At 42.9% G+C, this 21,487-nt stretch carries 25 protein-coding genes; 15 read left to right on the plus strand and 10 right to left on the minus strand.

Features of this window, described 5'->3' with window-relative positions; all coding sequences use genetic code 11:
• The first annotated feature begins 97 nt into the window (after window positions 1–97).
• The 7 genes from RJ01_RS10755 (at window position 98) to RJ01_RS16460 (ending at window position 6,797) form a co-directional block, all read left to right on the plus strand.
• Window positions 98–1,738 carry a CTP synthase gene (locus tag RJ01_RS10755; RefSeq protein ID WP_034171066.1) on the plus strand — a complete coding sequence of 547 codons (1,641 nt, stop codon included), beginning with the start codon at window positions 98–100 and terminating at the stop codon, window positions 1,736–1,738.
• Window positions 1,739–1,769: 31 nt separating this feature from the next.
• Window positions 1,770–2,627: a 3-deoxy-8-phosphooctulonate synthase gene (gene kdsA / locus RJ01_RS10760; protein WP_004783756.1), complete on the plus strand. Its 858-nt coding sequence runs from the start codon at window positions 1,770–1,772 to the stop codon at window positions 2,625–2,627.
• Window positions 2,628–2,691: 64 nt separating this feature from the next.
• Window positions 2,692–3,981 (plus strand): phosphopyruvate hydratase, encoded by a 1,290-nt coding sequence (eno, locus tag RJ01_RS10765; protein WP_034171067.1) that lies wholly within the window; start codon window positions 2,692–2,694, stop codon window positions 3,979–3,981.
• A 7-nt stretch (window positions 3,982–3,988) separates the two neighbouring features.
• Window positions 3,989–4,378, plus strand: coding sequence for a septum formation initiator family protein (locus tag RJ01_RS10770; protein WP_004783752.1), 390 nt, complete (start codon window positions 3,989–3,991; stop codon window positions 4,376–4,378).
• Window positions 4,347–5,060 (plus strand): 2-C-methyl-D-erythritol 4-phosphate cytidylyltransferase, encoded by a 714-nt coding sequence (gene ispD / locus RJ01_RS10775; RefSeq protein ID WP_034171069.1) that lies wholly within the window; start codon window positions 4,347–4,349, stop codon window positions 5,058–5,060. The genes RJ01_RS10770 and ispD overlap by 32 nt, the downstream gene beginning before the upstream one ends.
• Window positions 5,061–5,160: 100 nt before the next feature.
• Window positions 5,161–6,300: a rod shape-determining protein RodA gene (gene rodA / locus RJ01_RS10780; RefSeq protein WP_034171070.1), complete on the plus strand. Its 1,140-nt coding sequence runs from the start codon at window positions 5,161–5,163 to the stop codon at window positions 6,298–6,300.
• Between the two features lie 137 nt (window positions 6,301–6,437).
• Window positions 6,438–6,797, plus strand: coding sequence for a hypothetical protein (locus RJ01_RS16460; RefSeq protein ID WP_227504421.1), 360 nt, complete (start codon window positions 6,438–6,440; stop codon window positions 6,795–6,797).
• A gap of 46 nt (window positions 6,798–6,843) precedes the next feature.
• Here the strand turns inward: RJ01_RS16460 and RJ01_RS10790 are convergent, their stop codons facing one another.
• The 10 genes from RJ01_RS10790 to RJ01_RS10835 form a co-directional block, all read right to left on the minus strand.
• The gene (locus tag RJ01_RS10790; RefSeq protein WP_004783744.1) at window positions 6,844–7,146 is read right to left on the minus strand and encodes a cyd operon YbgE family protein; all 303 of its coding nucleotides are present in this window, start codon (window positions 7,144–7,146) and stop codon (window positions 6,844–6,846) included.
• A 3-nt stretch (window positions 7,147–7,149) separates the two neighbouring features.
• Window positions 7,150–7,251: a cytochrome bd-I oxidase subunit CydX gene (gene cydX, locus RJ01_RS15845; protein ID WP_004783742.1), complete on the minus strand. Its 102-nt coding sequence runs from the start codon at window positions 7,249–7,251 to the stop codon at window positions 7,150–7,152.
• A gap of 24 nt (window positions 7,252–7,275) precedes the next feature.
• Window positions 7,276–8,421 carry a cytochrome d ubiquinol oxidase subunit II gene (gene cydB, locus RJ01_RS10800; protein ID WP_004783741.1) on the minus strand — a complete coding sequence of 382 codons (1,146 nt, stop codon included), beginning with the start codon at window positions 8,419–8,421 and terminating at the stop codon, window positions 7,276–7,278.
• Window positions 8,418–10,037 (minus strand): cytochrome ubiquinol oxidase subunit I, encoded by a 1,620-nt coding sequence (locus RJ01_RS10805; protein WP_034171071.1) that lies wholly within the window; start codon window positions 10,035–10,037, stop codon window positions 8,418–8,420. The genes cydB and RJ01_RS10805 overlap by 4 nt, the downstream gene beginning before the upstream one ends.
• Complete coding sequence (gene cydP / locus RJ01_RS10810) at window positions 10,037–10,228, minus strand: cytochrome oxidase putative small subunit CydP (protein WP_004783737.1); 192 nt, start codon at window positions 10,226–10,228, stop codon at window positions 10,037–10,039. Before cydP ends, RJ01_RS10805 begins: the two co-directional genes overlap by 1 nt.
• A 428-nt stretch (window positions 10,229–10,656) precedes the next feature.
• A complete protein-coding gene (locus RJ01_RS10815) occupies window positions 10,657–11,709 on the minus strand; it encodes a porin (protein ID WP_034171072.1) in 1,053 nt (350 codons plus the stop codon).
• 344 nt (window positions 11,710–12,053) lie between these two features.
• Window positions 12,054–12,467 carry an HIT family protein gene (locus RJ01_RS10820; protein ID WP_034171073.1) on the minus strand — a complete coding sequence of 138 codons (414 nt, stop codon included), beginning with the start codon at window positions 12,465–12,467 and terminating at the stop codon, window positions 12,054–12,056.
• Window positions 12,468–12,498: 31 nt separating this feature from the next.
• Complete coding sequence (locus RJ01_RS10825) at window positions 12,499–12,765, minus strand: YARHG domain-containing protein (protein WP_004783731.1); 267 nt, start codon at window positions 12,763–12,765, stop codon at window positions 12,499–12,501.
• 83 nt (window positions 12,766–12,848) lie between these two features.
• Window positions 12,849–13,721, minus strand: a complete 873-nt coding sequence (locus tag RJ01_RS10830; RefSeq protein WP_034171074.1) for an NAD(P)-dependent oxidoreductase — start codon at window positions 13,719–13,721, stop codon at window positions 12,849–12,851.
• 55 nt (window positions 13,722–13,776) lie between these two features.
• Window positions 13,777–14,874 (minus strand): alpha/beta fold hydrolase, encoded by a 1,098-nt coding sequence (locus RJ01_RS10835; protein WP_034171075.1) that lies wholly within the window; start codon window positions 14,872–14,874, stop codon window positions 13,777–13,779.
• Between the two features lie 142 nt (window positions 14,875–15,016).
• Between RJ01_RS10835 and RJ01_RS10840 the strand changes: the two genes are divergently transcribed.
• The 8 genes from RJ01_RS10840 (at window position 15,017) to RJ01_RS10875 (ending at window position 21,421) form a co-directional block, all read left to right on the plus strand.
• Complete coding sequence (locus RJ01_RS10840) at window positions 15,017–16,204, plus strand: O-succinylhomoserine sulfhydrylase (RefSeq protein ID WP_034171076.1); 1,188 nt, start codon at window positions 15,017–15,019, stop codon at window positions 16,202–16,204.
• Between the two features lie 28 nt (window positions 16,205–16,232).
• Complete coding sequence (locus RJ01_RS10845) at window positions 16,233–16,562, plus strand: YbaB/EbfC family nucleoid-associated protein (RefSeq protein ID WP_004783723.1); 330 nt, start codon at window positions 16,233–16,235, stop codon at window positions 16,560–16,562.
• 13 nt (window positions 16,563–16,575) lie between these two features.
• Window positions 16,576–17,172 carry a recombination mediator RecR gene (gene recR, locus RJ01_RS10850; RefSeq protein ID WP_004783720.1) on the plus strand — a complete coding sequence of 199 codons (597 nt, stop codon included), beginning with the start codon at window positions 16,576–16,578 and terminating at the stop codon, window positions 17,170–17,172.
• 192 nt (window positions 17,173–17,364) lie between these two features.
• Window positions 17,365–18,507, plus strand: a complete 1,143-nt coding sequence (locus RJ01_RS10855; protein WP_034171077.1) for an HRDC domain-containing protein — start codon at window positions 17,365–17,367, stop codon at window positions 18,505–18,507.
• A gap of 129 nt (window positions 18,508–18,636) precedes the next feature.
• Window positions 18,637–18,942, plus strand: a complete 306-nt coding sequence (locus RJ01_RS10860) for a YcgL domain-containing protein (protein WP_004783715.1) — start codon at window positions 18,637–18,639, stop codon at window positions 18,940–18,942.
• A gap of 21 nt (window positions 18,943–18,963) precedes the next feature.
• Complete coding sequence (locus RJ01_RS10865; protein WP_034171078.1) at window positions 18,964–19,347, plus strand: hypothetical protein; 384 nt, start codon at window positions 18,964–18,966, stop codon at window positions 19,345–19,347.
• A gap of 21 nt (window positions 19,348–19,368) precedes the next feature.
• Window positions 19,369–20,220, plus strand: a complete 852-nt coding sequence (locus RJ01_RS10870) for a MoxR family ATPase (RefSeq protein ID WP_034171079.1) — start codon at window positions 19,369–19,371, stop codon at window positions 20,218–20,220.
• Window positions 20,221–20,233: 13 nt separating this feature from the next.
• Entirely contained in the window at window positions 20,234–21,421 is a 1,188-nt protein-coding gene (locus tag RJ01_RS10875; RefSeq protein ID WP_034171080.1) for a VWA domain-containing protein, read from the plus strand.
• Window positions 21,422–21,487 lie beyond the last annotated feature (66 nt).

The raw sequence follows: 21,487 nt of genomic DNA on the forward strand, positions 1-21,487 counted from the left end.
TGATTTGATGCGGATTGACTTTGCTTTATTGGTACAAGGTAAAGTAAAATTGCGCAACATTGCAGGCCGATTTAGGCTCGATTGTACGAGAAACCCAATGACCCATTTTATTTTCGTGACTGGTGGTGTTGTTTCATCACTAGGTAAAGGTATTTCAGCTGCTTCTGTTGCTGCACTTTTAGAAGCCCGTGGTTTAAAAGTGACCATGGTAAAAATGGATCCATACATTAATGTCGATCCAGGGACTATGAGCCCATTCCAGCACGGTGAAGTTTTTGTTACAGAAGACGGTGCTGAAACAGACTTAGACTTGGGTTACTACGAACGTTTCTTGCGTCGTGCGAAAATGACCAAATTGAATAACTTTACATCAGGCCGTGTTTACCAGGATGTTCTGAATAAAGAACGCCGTGGTGACTACCTGGGTGGTACTGTACAAGTTATTCCACACATTACTGACAACATCAAAGAACGTGTACTTCGCGCTGGCGAAGGTTATGACGTTGCGATCGTTGAGATCGGCGGTACTGTAGGTGACATTGAATCTCTCCCATTCATGGAATCTGTACGTCAGTTGATGGTTGAACTTGGTCATAAACGTACGATGCTGATGCACTTAACGTTACTCCCATACATTAAGTCTGCAGCAGAATTAAAAACTAAACCAACTCAACACTCAGTAAAAGAACTTCTGTCTATTGGTATTCAACCAGACATTTTGATCTGCCGTACTGAACATGATGTTGATGCAGATACGACGCGTAAAATTGCCTTGTTCACTAACGTAGAAGCGCGTGCAGTAGTCGTGTGTAAAGATGCACGTACGATCTACCAGATTCCACGTACTTTCTATGAACAGAATGTTGATGATCTCATTTGTGAACGTTTTGGCTATGACAATCTTCCAGAAGCAGACCTGTCTGACTGGGATAATGTGGTAGAAGCTTTACTGAACCCTGAATACACTGTACGTGTTGCAATGGTGGGTAAATATGTTGAACTTCCAGATGCCTACAAGTCTGTGAACGAAGCACTTTTACATGCGGGCATTCAAAACCGAGTGAAAGTTCAGATCGACTATGTCAATGCTGAAGAACTTGAAAGCCAAGATGTCAATGAAGTATTGAAAGATGCGGATGCGATTCTGGTTCCGGGTGGTTTCGGTGAGCGTGGTACTGAAGGCAAAATGAAAGCGATTCGTTTTGCACGTGAAAACGGTGTGCCATTCCTGGGCATCTGCTTGGGTATGCAGCTTGCAGTGATCGAATATGCACGTAACGTGGCGGGTATCCCTGATGCGACTTCAACAGAATTCAACCGCTCAACCAAATCTCCATTGATTGGTCTGATCACTGAATGGTTAGATGAGCGCGGTGAAGTTCAACAGCGTTCAGTAGATTCAGACCTTGGCGGTACCATGCGTCTAGGTGCACAGAAGTCTGAACTGGTACCGGGTACCAAGACTGCTGAAGTGTATGGTTCGGATGAAATTATCGAACGTCATCGTCACCGTTACGAGATGAACAACCGTTATATCCCAGTGCTGGAAGAAAAAGGCATGAAGATTTCTGGTTATTCTCCGGTACAACATCTGGTAGAAACTGTTGAAATTCCTGCACATCCTTGGTTTATTGCAGTACAATTCCACCCGGAATTTACCAGCTCGCCACGTGATGGACATCCATTATTTGCCGGTTTCATTGATGCTGCAAAAAAACAGTACCAAAAAACCAAATAATGCGAGTTTAAGACACAACTAGGAAGTTTAAATGTCACAATTAAAACCACAAGAAATTGTACGTTTAGGCGATATACAAATGGCAAACCACTTGCCATTTGTACTATTCGGCGGCATGAACGTACTTGAGTCGAAAGACTTAGCTTTTGAAATTGCAGAGACTTATGTTGATATCTGCAAGCGTTTAGATATTCCATATGTCTTTAAAGCAAGTTTTGACAAAGCCAACCGTTCAAGCCTGAACTCATTCCGTGGGCCTGGCCTCGAAAAAGGAATCGAGTGGTTAGCCGACATTAAAAAACATTTTAATGTACCAATTATCACTGATGTACATGAGCCGTATCAGGCTGCTCCTGTGGCAGAAGTTGCTGACATTATTCAGCTACCTGCATTCTTAAGTCGTCAGACTGACCTGGTTGAAGCGATGGCAAAAACTGATGCCATCATCAACATCAAAAAAGCCCAGTTCCTTGCTCCGCATGAAATGCGCCACATTTTGCATAAATGTCTGGAAGCAGGGAATGACAAGCTGATTCTTTGTGAGCGTGGTTCAGCCTTTGGTTACAACAATCTGGTTGTAGACATGCTGGGCTTCGACATCATGAAAGAAATGAACGTGCCAGTATTCTTTGATGTAACGCATGCATTACAAACTCCGGGCGGTCGTGCTGACTCTGCCGGTGGTCGTCGTGCGCAGATTACTACACTGGCGCGTGCCGGTATGGCAACAGGTCTTGCAGGTTTATTCCTGGAAGCTCATCCAAATCCAGATGTGGCAAAATGTGATGGTCCTTGTGCCTTGCGTTTATCTCAACTAGAACCATTCCTGGCTCAATTAAAAGAGCTGGATACTCTAGTGAAAGGATTTGAAAAATTAGATACACATTAATTCAATATACATTGATGCGTCTTTTTTGACGCATCATTTTTATTAATCAACTGAGGAATAGTTCATGAGTCAAATCGTTGACATTCGTGCACGTGAAATTTTGGACTCTCGTGGTAATCCAACCATCGAAGCAGACGTTATCTTAGCATCTGGCGTAGTTGGCCGTGCATGTGCACCATCTGGTGCTTCAACTGGTTCTCGTGAAGCTCTAGAACTTCGTGATGGCGATAAAGCACGTTACCTAGGTAAAGGGGTTAAAACTGCGGTTAACAACGTAAACACTCTGATTCGTGATGCGTTAGTGGGTAAATCAGTATTCGAACAGAAAGACATCGACAATACGATGATCGCTTTAGACGGTACTGAAAACAAAGAAAAATTAGGTGCAAACGCAACTTTGGCAGTATCTCTTGCTGCTGCGCGTGCTGCTGCTGAAGAAAAGAAAACTCCGCTTTACCAATATATCGCAGATCTTCGTGGTCAAAAGATTTTGACCATGCCTGTTCCAATGATGAACATCCTGAACGGTGGTGCTCACGCAGACAACACTGTTGATATTCAGGAATTCATGATTGAGCCTGTAGGTTTCACTTCATTTTCTGAAGCGTTACGTGCGGGTGCTGAAATCTTCCATTCTTTAAAATCAGTTTTGAAGAAACAAGGTTTGAACACTGCAGTTGGTGATGAAGGTGGTTTTGCGCCAAACCTTCGTTCTAACGAAGAAGCTATTACTGTGATCCTGTCTGCAATCGAGCAAACTGGTTACAAGGCTGGTTCTGACATTATGCTTGCGCTTGACTGTGCATCTTCAGAATTCTACAAAGATGGTCAATATATCCTGGCTGGTGAAGGCAACAAATCGTTCACAAGCAACCAGTTTGCTGACTACCTTGCAGGTCTAGTAAACCAATACCCAATTATCTCCATTGAAGATGGTCTGGACGAATCTGACTGGGAAGGCTGGTCTTACCTGACTTCGATTCTGGGCGACAAGATCCAGTTGGTTGGTGATGACCTGTTTGTTACGAATCCTAAGATTCTTCAACGTGGTATCAACGAGAAAGTAGGCAACTCAATCCTGATCAAGTACAACCAGATCGGTACATTGACTGAAACTCTGGATGCCATCTACCTTGCGAAAGCAAACGGTTACTCTACTGTAATCTCTCACCGTTCAGGTGAAACTGAAGATTCTACTATTGCAGATCTTGCAGTGGGTACAGCAGCAGGTCAAATCAAGACTGGTTCACTTTGCCGTTCTGACCGTGTAGCGAAATATAACCAATTACTTCGTATCGAAGAATTGACTCAAGCTGCATATCGCGGTAAAGCTGAGTTCAAAGGTTTGAACTAAGCGACTTATGTCAATGTTAAATGTATTCGACTCCTTGATGAGTAAAGTACTGTTGGGCCTTGCGATCGTTCTGATCGCAGGGTTTCAATATTTATACTGGTTTGGTGAGGGTGGTTATAATGACCATCAGGCATTGACCCAGAAAATCCAGCAACAAGTAGAATTGAATGAAGAGCTAAAAGAACGTAATCGCGTTCTGGCTGCAGAAGTTTATGATTTGAAGAATGGTATTGAAGCCATCGAAGAACATGCTCGTCTCGATTTAGGTTTGATCAAGCCGCATGAAACCTTTGTACAAATGAGCACTATTAGTACTCAATATAAACCGATTTATCTTAATCCGAATAAAGTAGACCTGAGAACCAATGAATCAGCTGATGTTCCAACAACACCATAAATTGTGGGTCATTTTACCAGCTGCAGGTTCCGGTAGCCGATTTTCCAAAACCGAACTTAAACAATACCAGATGATTCAGGAACAGACCGTTCTTGAACATACGGTTTCGCGCCTGAATCAATTGCCATTAGCAGGTTATGTCCTTGCAATCGGTGCACAGGATGATGTTGCCAAGACTCTGTCATTTTCTCGTCTGGATAAAGCGCATTTTTGCTTGGGCGGTGCAGAACGCGTCAACTCTGTACTAAATGCCTTGGAATATTTATCTGAGATAGCTTCAGAAGAAGACTGGGTTTTAGTGCATGATGCAGCCCGTCCTTGTGTGAGTCAAAGCTCCTTGATTGATCTGGTCAATACAGCAATTCAAACCGATCAGGCGGCGATTCTGGGTATTCCGGTACGGGATACCTTAAAGCGTGTCGTAAAGAGTCATGATATTGAAACGACGGTAGATCGTTCAACTTTGTGGCAGGCGCAAACACCACAAATGGCGAAACTTGGAACCTTAAAACGTGCAATTCAGCAGGCACTCGCAGATGGTGTTACTATTACCGATGAAGCCAGTGCACTGGAACATATAGACGAACCAGTTCAAGTAGTACAAGGTCGCTCTGACAATATTAAAATTACCTATCCAGATGATCTGGAACTGGCCAAGCTGATTCTGGCTGCACAGCGCTAAATATATTGCAATAAAAATGGAATAAATCAGTCAATGACGATTTATTCCGGAGCACTTTAACTTATAATTTTGCCATCATGAATTTTCTACCCGTGGGCCAATGATCCCTTCACAGCAGTATCGTTTTTTGCGGCAGTCCGCACGCGATGGACGTAGTATTAATCCCCAAAATGCCTCCCGATGGACCAAGTTGCACCTTGATCCATGGCTGCTTTGTTTCCTGATTTTAAATGCGATCTTGGGTCTGATGGTGGTCTACAGTGCCACCTCTGAAGATTCCGGGATGGTGATCCGTCAGGCGATCAGTTTTGGTGTGGGCTTTGTGGTGATGTTTATCTGTGCCCAAGTACCACCTAAGGTTTATCAAGCTGCCAGTCCATATTTTTATATGTTCGGTATCTTTATGCTACTGCTGGTCTTTGTGATTGGTGAGAAGCGTCTTGGGGCAACCCGCTGGATTACGTTGCCGGGTGTGGGGAGTATGCAGCCGAGTGAGGTAATGAAGTTTGCCATGCCACTGATGATGGCCTGGTACTTTGCCCGTAAACCTTTCCCGCCGAAGTTTCTGGACATTGTCGGTGCTTTGGTGATTTTAGGCGTGCCATTTGTATTGGTAGCACTGCAACCCGATCTAAATATCGGTCTGGTGATTCCCGGGATTTTTGTACTATTCCTGAGTGGCATGTCATGGCGCCTAATTGCTGGAGCCTTTGCTGCTTTAGCTATTGCAGTGCCATTGCTGTGGATGTTCTTGTTGCAGGAATATCAAAAGAAACGGATTCTGACTTTATTCGATCCAGAATCGGATGCCTTGGGCGCAGGCTGGAACATTATCCAGTCCAAAATTGCCATCGGTTCGGGCGGGATTATGGGGAAAGGCTATTCGCAAGGTACTCAGTCTCATCTAGGTTATCTGCCTGAACATCATACCGACTTTATTATGTCGACTTATGCGGAAGAATTTGGTTTTATCGGGGTGTTTCTTCTATTCAGCCTGTTTACAGCCATTATTATTCGCTGTCTGATTATTGGCATGAATAGCTTTCATAACTTTGGCCGTTTATACGCCGGTGCGATCGGACTAACTTTTTTCTTCTTTGTATTTTTAAACTCAGGCATGGTCAGTGGGATCTTACCTGTGACGGGTGACCCTTTGCCATTGATGAGTTATGGGGGGACAGCCGTGATTTCCATGTTGGCAGGGATGGGTATTGTGATGTCAATCCATACTCATCGTTAGAAAATTCAATGAAGTAAATTTTCAAAGCCAGACCAGTTCTGGCTTTTTTATTACTCGTATTTGTTAAAAGTAGCTTTATGCTATAAATATTCAATAACTTAGATAAATCATATGCAATTTTTATTGTTGAGGGGGAAATGAATAAATTAATGATAACCATTGGAATTTTCGGGTTATCTGTTTCAGCTTGGGCCAAACCACTGAGTCAGGCTGAATTTAAGGCAAAAACCAAACAAAAATATGATGAGTTGGAGTTAAAACTTGCTGTATTGAACTCATCGGTAGACCAACGTGAGCATCCTGCACTTATAATTGCTAAAGCCTGTGAATATGCAACCGGTTTAAAGCAGTTAAAATATCTATCAGAACAGAATCTGCATCTTGCGGCAGCGCAAGATGAATTCCAGTTTGTGAGTAAACTAGATAATCAGTTTACTCAATCTCTTCAGGATTTGGGAACTACCTATGAAACAGGCTGTGTTTCACAAAAAAAATAAAGAACAAAAAGCCCTCAAATGAGGGCTTTTTGTGGTTGTTTCATACTTAGCTAAGAAACCAGGTGTAATAACCCCAAAGCATTAAAGGCCAAGCCAGAAACGGACTAAATAGCCATTTCCAGAACCAGTACTGAGGGATAAAGCCAACTCCGTGAATAAAACCGCCTGAAATCCCGATCATGATAAACATCATGGCGCGGTGGCTATATTCCCCGTTGGCATCCAGCATCGCAGCAGGATGAACCAGCAACACCGCTGCGAGTGGAAAAGCCAATAGGCAAGAAATCACCATTGCAAAAGGGTTAGATTTTTTTTCTATCTTTACTTGTTCAACTGCAGCGTCTGTCATCTCTTATTTCTCATCCAGGTCTTGATGATTTTCAATATATAGTGCACTAAGTACACCGGCGAAACAGGCCATCAAAATGCCGAGAATCCATGCGAAATACCACATAATTTTATCTCCTAAGACACAGCCTTAGTACAGGCTGTGTGAATTCTCTTGAATATGTTTTTTGGTAATCACGCCCCACATCTTGTAGTAACACCAAGTGGTGTAGCACAGGATCAGTGGAACGAAGATGCATGCAGCTACAGTCATCACAGTTAAGGTATTTTGGCTGGATACCGCATCCCACATGGTTAAGCTTGCAACTGGGTTGATGCTAGATGGCATCAGGAATGGGAACAGGGCAAAACCGGCAGTCAAAATCGCACCGATCACCGCTAAAGATGAACCCAGGAAGCTCAAACCTGCTTTGGCTTTAGATGCAGCCAATACCACAATGATGCCACCTAAAATACCTGCAACTGGTGCCAGTATCGTAATTGGATAATTGCTGTAGTTGTTCATCCAGCCTGGGTTGGCATTGGTCAGTACTTCTTTTGCTAGTGGATTAGCGATACCGTTAGTTTCGTAAGGAGTCACTAGGGTATAACCCTGGATACCACCGAAATATAACCATGCACCGACTGCCAGGAAAGCTACCAGATAAACAATCCCCATGATTTTGGTTGCTTTGGCAGAACGTTCACGTAAATCGCCATCTGTACGTAGCATCAACCATGCACCACCGTGTGCACACAGCATAGATAAGCTGACAACACCACATACCAGTGCAAATGGATTGAGCAGGGCAAAGAAGCTGCCAGAATAAGTCGAACGAACTGTTTCGTCTAATGTAAATGGAACACCCAGGAACATATTGCCGAATGCAACACCGAAAACCAGTGCAGGCACAGCACCACCAACTGCTAGGCCCCAATCCCAGGCATTACGCCATTTGGTATTTTCCAGTTTGGAGCGATAGTCGAATCCTACTGGACGCAGGAATAAGGCAAACAGAACAAGCAGAAGTGCCCAGTACATACCAGAAAAGGCAGTTGCATAAACCATTGGCCAGGCAGCAAACAGGGCACCACCCGCAGTAATAAACCAGACCTGGTTACCATCCCAATGCGGGGCAATCGTATTGATTGCCGCACGACGTTCTTCATCATTCTGACCCACGAATGGCATGATCGCCATGGAGCCCATATCAAAGCCATCAGTCAGGGCGAAACCAATCAGCAAGACACCAACCAGTACCCACCAGATTATTTTGAGGAGTTCGTATTCAATCATGATTGAACCTCGCCAGTTACGCCTTCTGGAAGAGCTGCATCTTCTTGATCGGCTGCTGCTTGAGAATTAGGTTTTTCGAAGTGGTATTTACCGGTATGTAATGAACTTGGACCCAGACGTGAGAATTTAATCATCAGGTACATTTCAATAATCAGCAAGACAGTGTAGAACGCTGCTAATGCAATGATTGAACCCCATACATCGCCTGTGCTTAAGCTTGAAGTCGATAAATGTGTAGGCAGAACCTCACCAATAGTCCAAGGTTGACGACCTACTTCAGCAACAAACCAGCCAGTTTGTGCTGCAATCCATGGAAGTGGTAGTGCAAATAATGCAAATTTTAATAACCAAGGTTTGTTTTCTGCATTGCGTTTAGCCACCGCAAAAGTTGCAAGAACAAATAGAACCAGCATCAGGAAGCCAGAAGCGACCATGGCACGAAATGCCCAGAACAGGCTTGGTACATGTGGAATAGTATCTTTTGCTGCTGCCTTAATTTGCTCGTCAGAAGCATCTACAACATTTGCAGTATATTTTTTCAGAAGCAGACCGTAGCCCAAATCTTTTTGAGTTTCTGCAAATGCAGCTTTCAGCTCAGGAGACTGATCGCCAGCACGTAGTTTTTCCAGTTGTTCATAAGCTACCATACCGTTACGGATACGACCTTCATGTTCAACCAGCAGGTCTTTAATGCCGGTAACAGGGGTATCTACAGAACGTGTAGCGATGATGCCCATGACATAAGGAATTTTCACAGCATAATCGGTAGACATGGTTTCTTTATTTGGGAAGCCAAATAAAGTAAATGCTGCAGGCGCTGGTTCAGTTTCCCATTCTGCTTCAATCGCAGCCAGTTTGGTTTTCTGTACATCACCAATTTCATAACCAGACTCATCGCCCAGCAGGATCACTGAAAGAGTAGACGCTAAACCGAAAATGGCAGCAATCGCAAATGAACGGCGTGCAAATGGCAGGTCACGTTTTTTCAGCATGTAGTAACTTGAAATTGCCAGTACGAAAATGGCACCAGTCACATAACCTGCAGAAACAGTATGTACGAATTTAACCTGTGCAACAGGGTTAAAGATCAGTGCTGCAAAGTCCACCATTTCCATACGCATGGTTTCATAGTTGAATGCTGAACCGACCGGGTTTTGCATCCAGCCATTGGCAACCAGAATCCACAGTGCAGACATGTTAGATCCCAATGCTACTAACCAGGTCACGCCCAGATGCTGTACTTTGGATAAACGGTCCCAACCGAAGAAGAATAAACCAATGAAAGTAGATTCAAGGAAGAAGGCCATCAAACCTTCAATAGCCAATGGTGCACCGAAAATATCACCCACATAATGCGAATAATATGCCCAGTTGGTTCCGAACTGGAACTCCATGGTCAAGCCTGTGGTTACCCCTAAGGCAAAGTTAATCCCGAACAGTTTTCCCCAAAACTTAGTCATGTCCTTGTAAATTTCTTTGCCGGAAATCACATAGGTGGTTTCCATGATGGCAAGCAGAAATGCCAGGCCTAAGGTCAGTGGAACAAAAATAAAGTGATACATCGCGGTCATAGCGAACTGGAACCGCGAAAGATCGACCACGCTTTCAGAAATCATCAACGTGTCTCCTTGATTTGGGAAGGATTGCCGGCGATACGCTCGGCGACTTGAGTGTCAAAATCTTTTGGAATAGTAGGCGCATCAAACCAAATATTTTTAATTACCAGAAGTAGAATGATCTTGATAATTAAAATCGCAGTAATCTCTCTTACTGTTTTTTGGTTTAAATTTTTAGAAACTAAGCTCATGTGAACAAGCCTATTATGTGGTTTGTTATATATTATTAATCGATTGTAACTAAAAAATAAATAGACTAAATAGTTTAAATAAATATATATTTATAGGTTATTGAAAATATTAATAATATACTATTAGAAGTTTGATAATTATTCTAAATATTTGTGATTATTTTGTGTAAAAAACAGATTATTTAAATCTGACTAAAATGCTTATATTTATATTTTAAAGTGGATTAATTTGCTTGGTTTAATTATTAAATAGATAAAATTAATCTGATTAAAATGGTTGGGATTTATTTTTTAATCTTATTAAATCTGACTATTTTGCTGGGGTTTTTATTCGGTTTTTATTCTAATTAAAATAGTCAGGATTAATTAAAAAATAAAAAAGAACCCGCATCAGGCAGGCTCTCTTCTAATATGAAATTGGGGAGGTTTTAGAAGTCGTAACGCATACCTAGAGAAAGACCTAGGCTGTCTTCACCGCGTACGCCACCTACAGCATTGGTACGAGCTTGTGCCCAAGGGGTAAGGTTTGAGTTTTCATCATTTAATACAGTTGCTATGTTGCCATAAACGCGAACTGTTGGATCTAAACGGTGCTCAAGTCCGATTGCCAGTAAAGTTGCATTCGCATCGTCCGCATCGACATCGCGGTGGAATACTTCACCACGGAATGAGGTTTTTGGTGCAAATTTATACTCACCGGCTATACCAAATACTTGTGCATCTGGGTTTGCTTCAGAATTATCGTGTTGAAGGAATTGGTATAAACCACCCAAGTTGAACTCAGGCGTGATTTTGTAAGCACCTGCGATACGGAAACCATCGCGCTCACCACGGGCAGCTTCTTCTTCATAGTGTTCATATGCAGCGGCGAAATCAACTTTACCTTCTTTATAGGTTAAAGCGAGGTCATAAGCCTTATCTTTATCTTTTTCACCATCCTTAGATGCATCCGGGCTGTTGGCTTCATGTAGGGAAAGTGCACCCAGAACATTAAATCCGTTGCCGAATTTTGGTGATTTATATTCAATGGTATTATTATTGCGTTCATCAAAACGTAAGTTGCCAGCACGAGTGACATTACGAACATCACCAACCATATCACCAAAGAAGTTGACCGGGCCACGTGCTACTTTGAATGGGCTGTCAAAACGGCCGATACGCGCTTGACCGAAATCACCTTTTAAACCAACAAAAGTATCACGAGTTGCAAATTCAACATCATCGTTTGCAGAACCACTTGCAAAGTTAATTTCCTGTTCGATTTGACCAAATACGGTCATACCATTTTCTAGTTTTTGTTCAGCTTTAAAGCCTAGGCGTGAAGAGTTTGAAGAAAGACCTACTTCGTTATAATCCTGGCCATCATCCAGATAATCTAAAGAAACGTGTGCACGACCATACACTTTAACATCAGCAGCAGCTGCCATTACTGGTGTTAAAATTGTTGCCCCGATTGCTAATGCAGATAACGTTTTTTTCATGTGTTGCTCCAATAAAGACTTTTTTATTCATCGTCTTAAAAACAAGTTTCAGTATTGTTTTGAAACATCTACTGCTCTATTGGTGCCAAGTATTCATTACAAATAAGTCAATATGATTAAGGAAATATTTCAGAAATATTAAAGACAATCATTGTCTTATTTTTTATAGAATTGTGAGTGGGATAAGCAGGATTGATACAAATACAACTAGGCTCGGTGTTTGCTGTAAAACCTAAAAATAGGCTAGGTTACTTTTATTGATATTTTAGTGGCTTAATTCAAGGTGAAATACATCAGACATAAAAAATGGAGCCGAAGCTCCATTTTTAAATATTAAGAATAGCTTACAGGGCAGCTTTAATTTTCTCTGCCAGTTGCTTGATTTTTTCCTGATCGCCCATTTGTGCAGCATGTTTGCCAAGGTTGTGCAAAGAAGTAGGTACCAGATGGAAATGGACATGCGGAACAGTCTGACCCGCCGCAGCGCCAGAGAGCTGCATCAGTACAATGCCATCTACACCTAAACCTTTTTCAATCGCTTTGGCAATTTTTTGCACCACCTGAATGGTATAGGCTGCAATTTCAGGATCCAGGTCAAGCAAGGTAATTGCGGGTGTTTTAGGAATGACCAGAGTATGACCATCGGCCTGTGGCATGATGTCCATAAATGCAAGAACTTGGTCATCTTCATACACTTTAATTGCTGGAAGTTCACCACGCAGAATTCGTGCAAAAATATTTTGGTCATCGTAAGTCATAAGTGCATTCCTTGAGCAGAATTGAATTGTATTATTTACAATTCAATTCTTTCTGACGTTCTTTGATCGCGTCAAGACGTTGCTGCTCTTTTTCTGAAAATTTTGGCTTGGTTGTGTAGCAATTGTCATTAAACTTTGCTTTTGCTTCAGGATCCTTGAAACAGAAACCTTTTGATGCATAAATGACATCATGGTCATTTTTCAATTTTTTGCATTCCTGTTCAGATGCAAGAACCGATGTTGAAGCCCCAAACAAAGTTGCAGAACCGACGAGTGCTACAACAAATAACTTATTCATAAGAGTTTCCTCAGGTATCACTGCATGTGGCTAGTCTATAGTCACAATATTAGGTTTGTTTATTATTATTCAATGGCGAGATATTACTCAATAGTAATATTACTCCATGATTCATACATTTTTACAGCACTGGAAAAGTCACTGTTTTTATCCGACAGATTGCTAGCGACTTGCACTAGACTTTGACCTAAAGCAAGAAGTGGCACTGCCAGTTTGGCATCACGCGCAAGATCAAGTGCAATACCGGTATCTTTGGCCAAGAGAGGCAGGGCAAAGGTAACAGGGAAGCTACGATTCAAAACACGCTGTGGTAAAACGGTTTCAGTCACATTGCTTTTGCCGCTTGATGCATTGATACAATCCAATGCTTCATTCAGGTCAACACCGTGCGCTTTCAGTGTGGTAAAGCCTTCTGCAGCCGCACACAGGTTTACAGCCAGTAACATATTATTTACCGCTTTTACCGCAAAGCCAGCACCTGATGTGCCCACATGCTTGATCAATTTGCCAAAAGCCTGCATTGCTGGCAGGGCTTTTTCAAAGCCTTCCGCATTACCGCCGACCATCACAGTCAATGTGCCATTTTCCGCACCAATGGTCTGGCCACTCACAGGCGCATCCAGGAAAATCACACCCTGTTCAGCCAGTACTTCTTCTAAACGTCGAGCCGCGTCAGGAACACCACTGGTACAGTCTACCCAGATACTGCCAGCTTTAAGGCTGAGGCCTTGGACTAATACTTCAACATCGGCACTGGTCGGCAGGCATGAAAAAATAATATCTGCCTGAACTGCCTGTTCCAGTGCAACAGCCTGTGTGTCATATTCAGCAGCATGTTCTTCAGCCTTGGCGAAAGTACGGTTCCAGACATAGACTGTCTCAAAATGCTTGGGTAAATGCGCTGCCATGCGATAACCCATTGCGCCTAAACCAATAAATGCCACTGACTGAATCATGTCATACCCTCTGAATAAAATAATAAATACCTGAAAATTGCTGGCTCTTCCGGAATTAAGCATCTATCCGGGTTGAGCGTTGTGCCAGCCAGGTGGTCAGTTTCGGCCAGAATGTATTGGCTGTTTTCTGATTGGACATCAGTCCAAGATGACCACCCGGGATAAGAGTAAACGTCTTATCGGTACTACTTGTCAATTCCATCAAAGGTTTAGCTGACTGTTCCGTAACAATCTGATCGGTTTTCCCAGCCCCGACCAGTAAGGAACAGTTAATATTTTTCAGGTCAATCGTTCGGCCGTTTAAAGTCATTGAGCCATTTTTTAAAGGATTTTGCAGCCATAAGTGCAGCACCATGTCCTGATTGATTCCACCCGGATAATCAATCATCTTGTTCAAAAAATTGCCCATGGTGGCATGTTCATAGACATCTTCAACATTTTCCAGGTTCATCAAAAACTGCTTCTGGCTTTTAAACCAGCCAATCGGATCAAGGAGCTTAAATCCCAATGCATTGATGATGCCGGGCGAATGAATATATTCCTTAGGAATCAATCCTTGATGAATCGCCTGTTGCAGGGTTTTATTTTTGGAAATGAGCTTGTTGGTGGTGCTAAAAAGCTTGCCAACGCGACCGGATGCATAACTGTCAATCGGGCTACCCAGTACAATCAGGTTTTTAACATGTTCAGGGGAATGTAGCGCAGTATAAAGCGTGACAAAAATTCCAGCCATACTCCAGCCATGCAAGGAAATAAACTGACTGCCTGAATGCGAGCAGATTCGTTCAATAGCCTGAGGAATCGCGCCGTCGATAAAAGACAGGAAATTCAAGTGACGGTGTTTATAACGGAAACGTTTCCATTCCACTAAATAGACATCAAAACCGCTATGCTGAAAATGCTTGACCAGTGAACGGTAAGGATACAGATCATAAATATCCATATTAATCGCAAGAGGGGCAACAAAGACTAACGGCTCACGGTACTTTTTTTCAGGCGCTGCATAATAGCGAATTTTGCAGAACTCAGTCGCAGCAATATATTCAAAGGGCGTTTTTTGCGAAAGAATCAGGGAAGACGAGTTAAATAACCGTGCATTCAGGTGTTTTAATTTTTTCTTCTGGCGTTGAATATTTTGTTTTAACTGAATCATGTAAATAATTTATCCGTATACAAAGGAGAATTGGTCGAAGTCTAAGCAATAATTGCTTATTATGCCTTGACCTGAAATAGCTTAGACGCTCAAAATGTTGGCAATTTTTTACAAAAGGCAGCCTTTGGGCTGAAGTAAAGTGATGAGCCAGCAAGACGATTTTAACTATCAATTAGAAACTTTAGCCATCCGTACCGGTCACACCCGCAGCTTTGAGGGTGAGCATGGTGAACCGATTTTTCTAACATCGTCATTTGTTTATGAAAATGCGGCTGAAGCTGCAGCAAAATTTTCAGGCCAGGAGCCGGGTAATATTTACTCTCGCTTTACTAATCCAACTGTTGCCATGTTTGAAAAGCGTCTGGCTGCCTTAGAAGGCGCAGAACGTGCTGTTGCGACCAGCTCTGGTATGGCTGCGATTATGGCAGTGGCGATGGCTTACCTGAAAGCAGGCGATCATGTGATCTGTTCACGCGCCGTATTTGGTTCAACAGTTTCTTTATTTGAAAAATACGTGGCTAAATTTGGTGTCGTAGTTGAGTTTGTCGACTTGACTGATTTGGATGCATGGAAAAATGCCATCAAGCCAGAAACCAAATTACTCTTTGTTGAATCTCCGTCAAACCCATTGGCTGAAGTGGCAGATATTCAGGCTTTGGCAGATATTGCACATGCCAATGATGCATTGCTCGCGATTGACAACAGCTTCTGTACACCAGTGTTACAACAACCACTCAAATTTGGTGCAGACTTAGTCGTATATTCTGCGACTAAATATCTGGATGGCCAAGGCCGTGCACTCGGTGGCGCTGTGGTAGGTAACCACAAACTGCTTGAAGAAATCTTCGGTTATGTACGTACCACTGGTCCTTCTATGAGCCCGTTCAATGCCTGGGTATTCCTGAAAGGTCTAGAAACTTTACGTTTACGTATGCGTGAGCATTCTGCCAATGCACAAAAACTGGCAGAATTCTTAAATGCACATCCGAAAGTAGAAAAAGTTTACTATGCAGGTTTACCTGAACATGTTGGTCATGAACTGGCTGCAAAACAACAAACCGGTTTCGGTGGTATCGTATCTTTCGAAGTGAAAGGTAGCCGTGAAGGTGCCTGGAAAGTAATTGACAATACCCAGTTCATTTCAATCACCGGTAATCTGGGTGATGTGAAATCAACCATTACTCATCCGGCAACAACCACGCATGGTAAATTGTCTCCAGAAGCCAAAGCAGCAGCGGGTATTCGTGAAGGTTTAATTCGCGTTTCTGTTGGTTTGGAAGAGATTGATGATATTATTCGCGACATTACACGCGGTTTAGATCTAATCTAATTTTATAAATATATGTTCGGAGATCTTTATGAACATTAATATGTTGATGCAGCAAGCACAGCGCATGCAAAAAGAAGTCGAAAACAACATGAAAAAAGCCAAAGAAGAGCTTGCGCAAACTGAAGTGCATGCTGAGGCTGGTGGCGGTCTGGTGAAAGTCACCATGACTTGCCGCAATGTGGTGAAACGTATCGAAATTAATCCTGAACTGCTACAGGACGATCCAGATATGATCGAAGATCTGATTGCAGCAGCGATGAATGATGCAGCGCGTCAAGCAGAAGTGATCTCTGAAGAGAAAATGAAATCTGCAAACTCAGGTATGGGCTTACCACCTGGTCTGGCTGGTTTATTCTAAGGAAGTATGCGCAATGTTTAGTGATCGTTTTGATCAACTGGTTCAAGCATTACGCATTTTGCCAAGCGTTGGGCCGAAATCGGCCCAGCGTATGGCTTTGCATTTAATCATGAAAAATCGTGAAGGGGCGATTGGTCTGGCACATGCCTTGACTGAAGCAACCGATCACATTCATGAATGCTCGATCTGCCATTCATTGACGGAAGATGAAGTCTGTAATATCTGTACCTCAGTTGAGCGTGATGATGAACTGCTTTGTGTAGTGGAGTCACCGGCAGATGTCATGGCAATTGAGCAAAGCGGCAGTTTTCGTGGTAAATATCATGTTCTGGGTGGTCATCTGTCACCTCTAGATGGAATCGGGCCTGAAGAAATCGGTATTCCGTATTTACTGCAACGCTTAAGTCAGGGACAGATCAAGGAAGTAATTCTGGCCACCAATGCGACTGTCGAAGGACAAGCAACCGCACATTATCTGGTTGAAGCCAGTAAGCATTTACCAGTGCAAATGACGCGTATCGCTCAAGGGGTGCCTCAAGGTGGAGAACTGGAGTATGTCGATAGTCATACTCTGAGTCAGGCAGTGCATAACCGGATGCGAATTAAGTGAAATATTAATTATATTCTCTTAATATATAATATAAAAAATATATTAGTAAAAATATAAAATGTTTACTAGATAAGCTATGTTCGAAAAAAATATGGAACAAAAAGTATGATTTGGTTGTCACATTTTTATATAAAAATTCTATATATCGGGTAATATAGCTTCATCGAGCATCTAATTTTAGACTCAGTCTTTATGTTTCAATTTATTCAACATCAGTACGACTTAAATCATGTCCTGAACCTTATGGATCAAAATCCGGTCTATGGCCTGGATACAGAATTCATTAAGGTAGACACCTTGTGGCCAAAACTTGGTGTTTTTCAAATCAATGTCAATAACAATGTCTATTTGCTGGATGGAACAACACTGGATCTGAGTGAATTTCTGAACAAGATTTTTAATGCTCAACAGAATATTTTCCATGCCTGCAGTGAAGACATTGACCTGATTTACCATTACACCCAGAAAAAAGCCCTGAGTAATGTCTTTGATACACAGGTCGGTATGTCTTTCCTCGGACATGGTTTGCAGGTCAGCTATCAGAATGCCTTGAAACAGATGCTGGATGTCGATATTGAAAAAGATCAGACTCGCTCTAACTGGCTGGCACGTCCTTTAAGCTCTGAGCAGTTGCTGTATGCAGCCAATGATGTGCATTATCTGGTGCAACTGTCGGATAAAGTCAAACAGGATCTGGAAAGCAAGTATCTGCTCGATTTCGCTCTTGAAGATTGCCGTTTTTTGACCCATGAAATTGGTGAAGAAACACCGACTGCCTTGCTTTATCAGGATGTCGGTAATTATCGTCATTCACGCCGTCAATTAATGCAGTTACAACAACTGGCTGTATGGCGTGAGCAGATTGCCAAGGCGCTGAATCAGCCACGCAGCTTCATTCTGAAAAACTCGACCATGATTGATCTGGTAGAGAAATTCCCTCGCAATAATTTCCAGCTCAGTCAGATAAAAGACATCCGGGCCAATATTGTCCGCGAACATGGCAAGACCATTTTGGATCTGTTGAAATTCCTGCCTGATCAAGCCGAATGGCCGCTGCGTCTGGCACGTCCAATTCGCCATTCATCCAGAGAGATTGGCGAGAAGGTCGAAACAATGATCCAGAATATATCCAATGAAATCTCTGTACCGAAAGAAGTGCTGATGCGCAAGAAATGGCTGAATGCCTTATATCAGCATGTGGTATGTCATAAGGATGAACAGGATCTGCCAAACTACTTGCTCGGCTGGCGCTATGAGTTATTAACTCTGCCACTAATTAAGGTATTGCATCAGGATGAGTCTTATTTGTCGACCCAGATGAAAGTAGTTGAGTGATTTTTACTGGATTGATTAAAGATAAAGCAATTATACAAAATCATGACTGATGCATTTGAAGCGGCTAATGTTTCTGTCGTTTTTTTGATGTATCCTTGCGATTGTTTTTTCAGAAAAGTCGTTTGAAACATGCAAGTGTCTATCTACAAATCTAGCAAAAAAGATGAAATGTATCTTTATGTGGCGCGTCCTGCAGATGAGAACGAAGCCGAAACATTTGAACCACTAGAGGTATTGGCTGAACCGGTACGTGTTGCGTTTGGTCGTGCGACTTTTGTCATGCATCTTGAACTGAGTGAATCGCGTAAACTGGCACGTGCTAATGTTTTACATGTGATGGATTCAATTTCTACCCGTGGTTTCTTCCTGCAAATGCCTCCAGAAGGTTTAATTAACCCGAATGCGCCAGCACCAGAAGGTCTTCGTGGAGCTTAAGCTCAGTTCAGGAGTTGTGAAATGAATGGTTTTGTAGCTGTATTGGACTCAATTCCTGACCAGAGTATTGCGTTTGCAGTGTATCTGCTGGGCAGTCTGATTGCGTTAGGCTGCTGGTATGGCGTGACCAAGCGCATGCCAAAGGCAATGGGCGGTTTTTTATGGCTATTGGCCTTTGCCGTGCTGTTGACTCCAACCGTTTCTGAAGGCAGTAATGCTTCAGTTGCGCCCGCTATTTTCGGGCTGCTGTTTGGTATTCTGACCAAGGAATATGAACTCGTTTGGATTAATGCGTCACTTATTTTATTTGTCATTGGTATCGGGTCTGTGATTGGCTATTGCTGGTCGACCTATGCATCCAGTAAAACGGGTCTTGGGTCAAACAAGAAAAGTTCACCGCTGTAAATAAAAAAATAAGGTTCAATCATGTCTGCTGATATTCAACAATTCTCAGGTACGGATCAGTACATTGCCACTGACAGTTTAAAACTGGCTGTGAAAGCTGCGCGTAGTTTGCAAAAACCCTTGCTGGTCAAAGGTGAGCCGGGTACAGGTAAGACCCTGTTGGCTGAACAGGTGGCACAAAGTCTGGGACTGAAGCTGATTACCTGGCATATCAAGTCAACGACCAAGGCACAGCAGGGACTGTATGAATATGATGCGGTATCACGCTTACGTGATAGTCAGTTAGGTGATGATCGCGTTTATGACATCAAGAACTACATCAAGCCGGGTAAACTCTGGGAAGCGTTTACTAGTGAAGAACGCTGTGTGTTACTGATTGATGAGATCGATAAAGCAGACATCGAGTTCCCAAATGACTTGCTGCATGAACTCGACAAGATGTCTTTCTTCGTTTATGAAACGGGTGAAACCATTACTGCGACCCAGCGTCCGATTGTCATCATCACTTCAAATAACGAGAAAGAACTTCCAGATGCCTTCTTGCGCCGTTGTTTCTTCCACTATATCGAGTTTCCGGATGAAGCGACCATGCGTAAAATTATCGATGTGCATTTTGAGAATATTTCGGCAACACTGGTGAATGAAGCTTTGCAAGTTTTCTTCAAGTTACGCCAGATTCCAGGCTTGAAAAAACCACCTTCAACTTCAGAACTGATCGACTGGTTAAGTCTGTTAATGGCAGATGATATGCCGGAAGACATTTTAAGAAATACCGACAAGTCCAAAGCGATCCCGCCTTTGTACGGTGCGCTGATCAAAAATGAGCAGGATGTACAGCTGCTTGAACGTCTAGCCTTTATGTCGCGTCGCTAAGGGAGAAACACGCATGTTTGTGCGATTGTTTTATACCCTCAGAAAATATGGCGTACCAGTTTCCACACGTGAGTTGATCGATCTGAATCAGGCGGTAGCGGCAGGCGTAGTTTTTGCCGATCAGGACGAGTTCTATCAGCTTGCTAAAACTGTGATGGTCAAAGACGAGCGCTACTTCGACAAGTTCGATCGTGCCATGAAAGACTACTTTGATGGTATCGTGACCTTTGATCTGGATGAACTGCTGAATCAGGTGCATAAACTGCCTAAAGACTGGTTTGATCTGGAACTTCTAGAAAAGCACTTAACCCCTGAACAGCGTGAAGAACTGAAAAAAGCCGGGTCGCTGGAAGAACTGATGAAAATGCTGGAAGAGCGCTTGCGTGAACAGCATAAAAAACATCAGGGCGGGAATAAGATGATTGGTACTGGTGGCACATCGCCATTTGGTGCCTATGGTGATCATCCTGAAGGTGTGCGCATTGGCGGGCCGGGGCGTAAACGTTCCGCCGTCAAAGTCTGGGAACAGCGTCAATACCGTAATCTGGATGATGATCAGATTCTTGGTAGTCGTCAGATGCAGATGGCACTGCGCCGTTTGCGTAAGTTCGCCCGTCAGGGTGCGGCTGAAGAACTGGACATTGATAGCACTATTCGTGAAACTGCCAAACAGGGGATTCTGGATGTGCAATTGGTGCCGGAGCGTCGTAACCGTATTAAAGTACTCATGCTGTTTGATATCGGCGGATCGATGGATGCGCATATCGCTCAGTGTGAAAAACTGTTTAGCGCCGCCAAGAGCGAATTTAAGACTCTAGAATATTTCTATTTCCATAACTGTCTGTACGACTATGTCTGGAAAGATAATGTCCGTCGTTCCAGCTCGCGCATGAATACCTGGGATCTGTTCAATACCTATGGACGGGATTACCGGGTGATTGTAGTGGGTGATGCCAGCATGGCACCCTATGAGTTGAACTCCGTCGGTGGTTCGGTCGAATATATGAATGATGAGGCAGGACAGGTCTGGTTACAGCGTCTGCGTCAGCATTTTGATAAAACCGCCTGGCTCAATCCTGAAGAAGAAAAATACTGGCATTACACGCATACTATTGGCCTGATTAAGCAAATCTTTGAAGATCATATGTTTCCAATGACCTTAAAAGGTATTGAGGATATGACCAAATATCTGGCGCGTTGATTCCATTTATCTATAAGTGACTTTATCTATAGTTATTAGTGCTTTAAAACGAATTATTCTAGTATA

Source organism: Acinetobacter sp. YZS-X1-1, from assembly GCF_000804305.1.
GTDB lineage: Bacteria > Pseudomonadota > Gammaproteobacteria > Pseudomonadales > Moraxellaceae > Acinetobacter > Acinetobacter variabilis.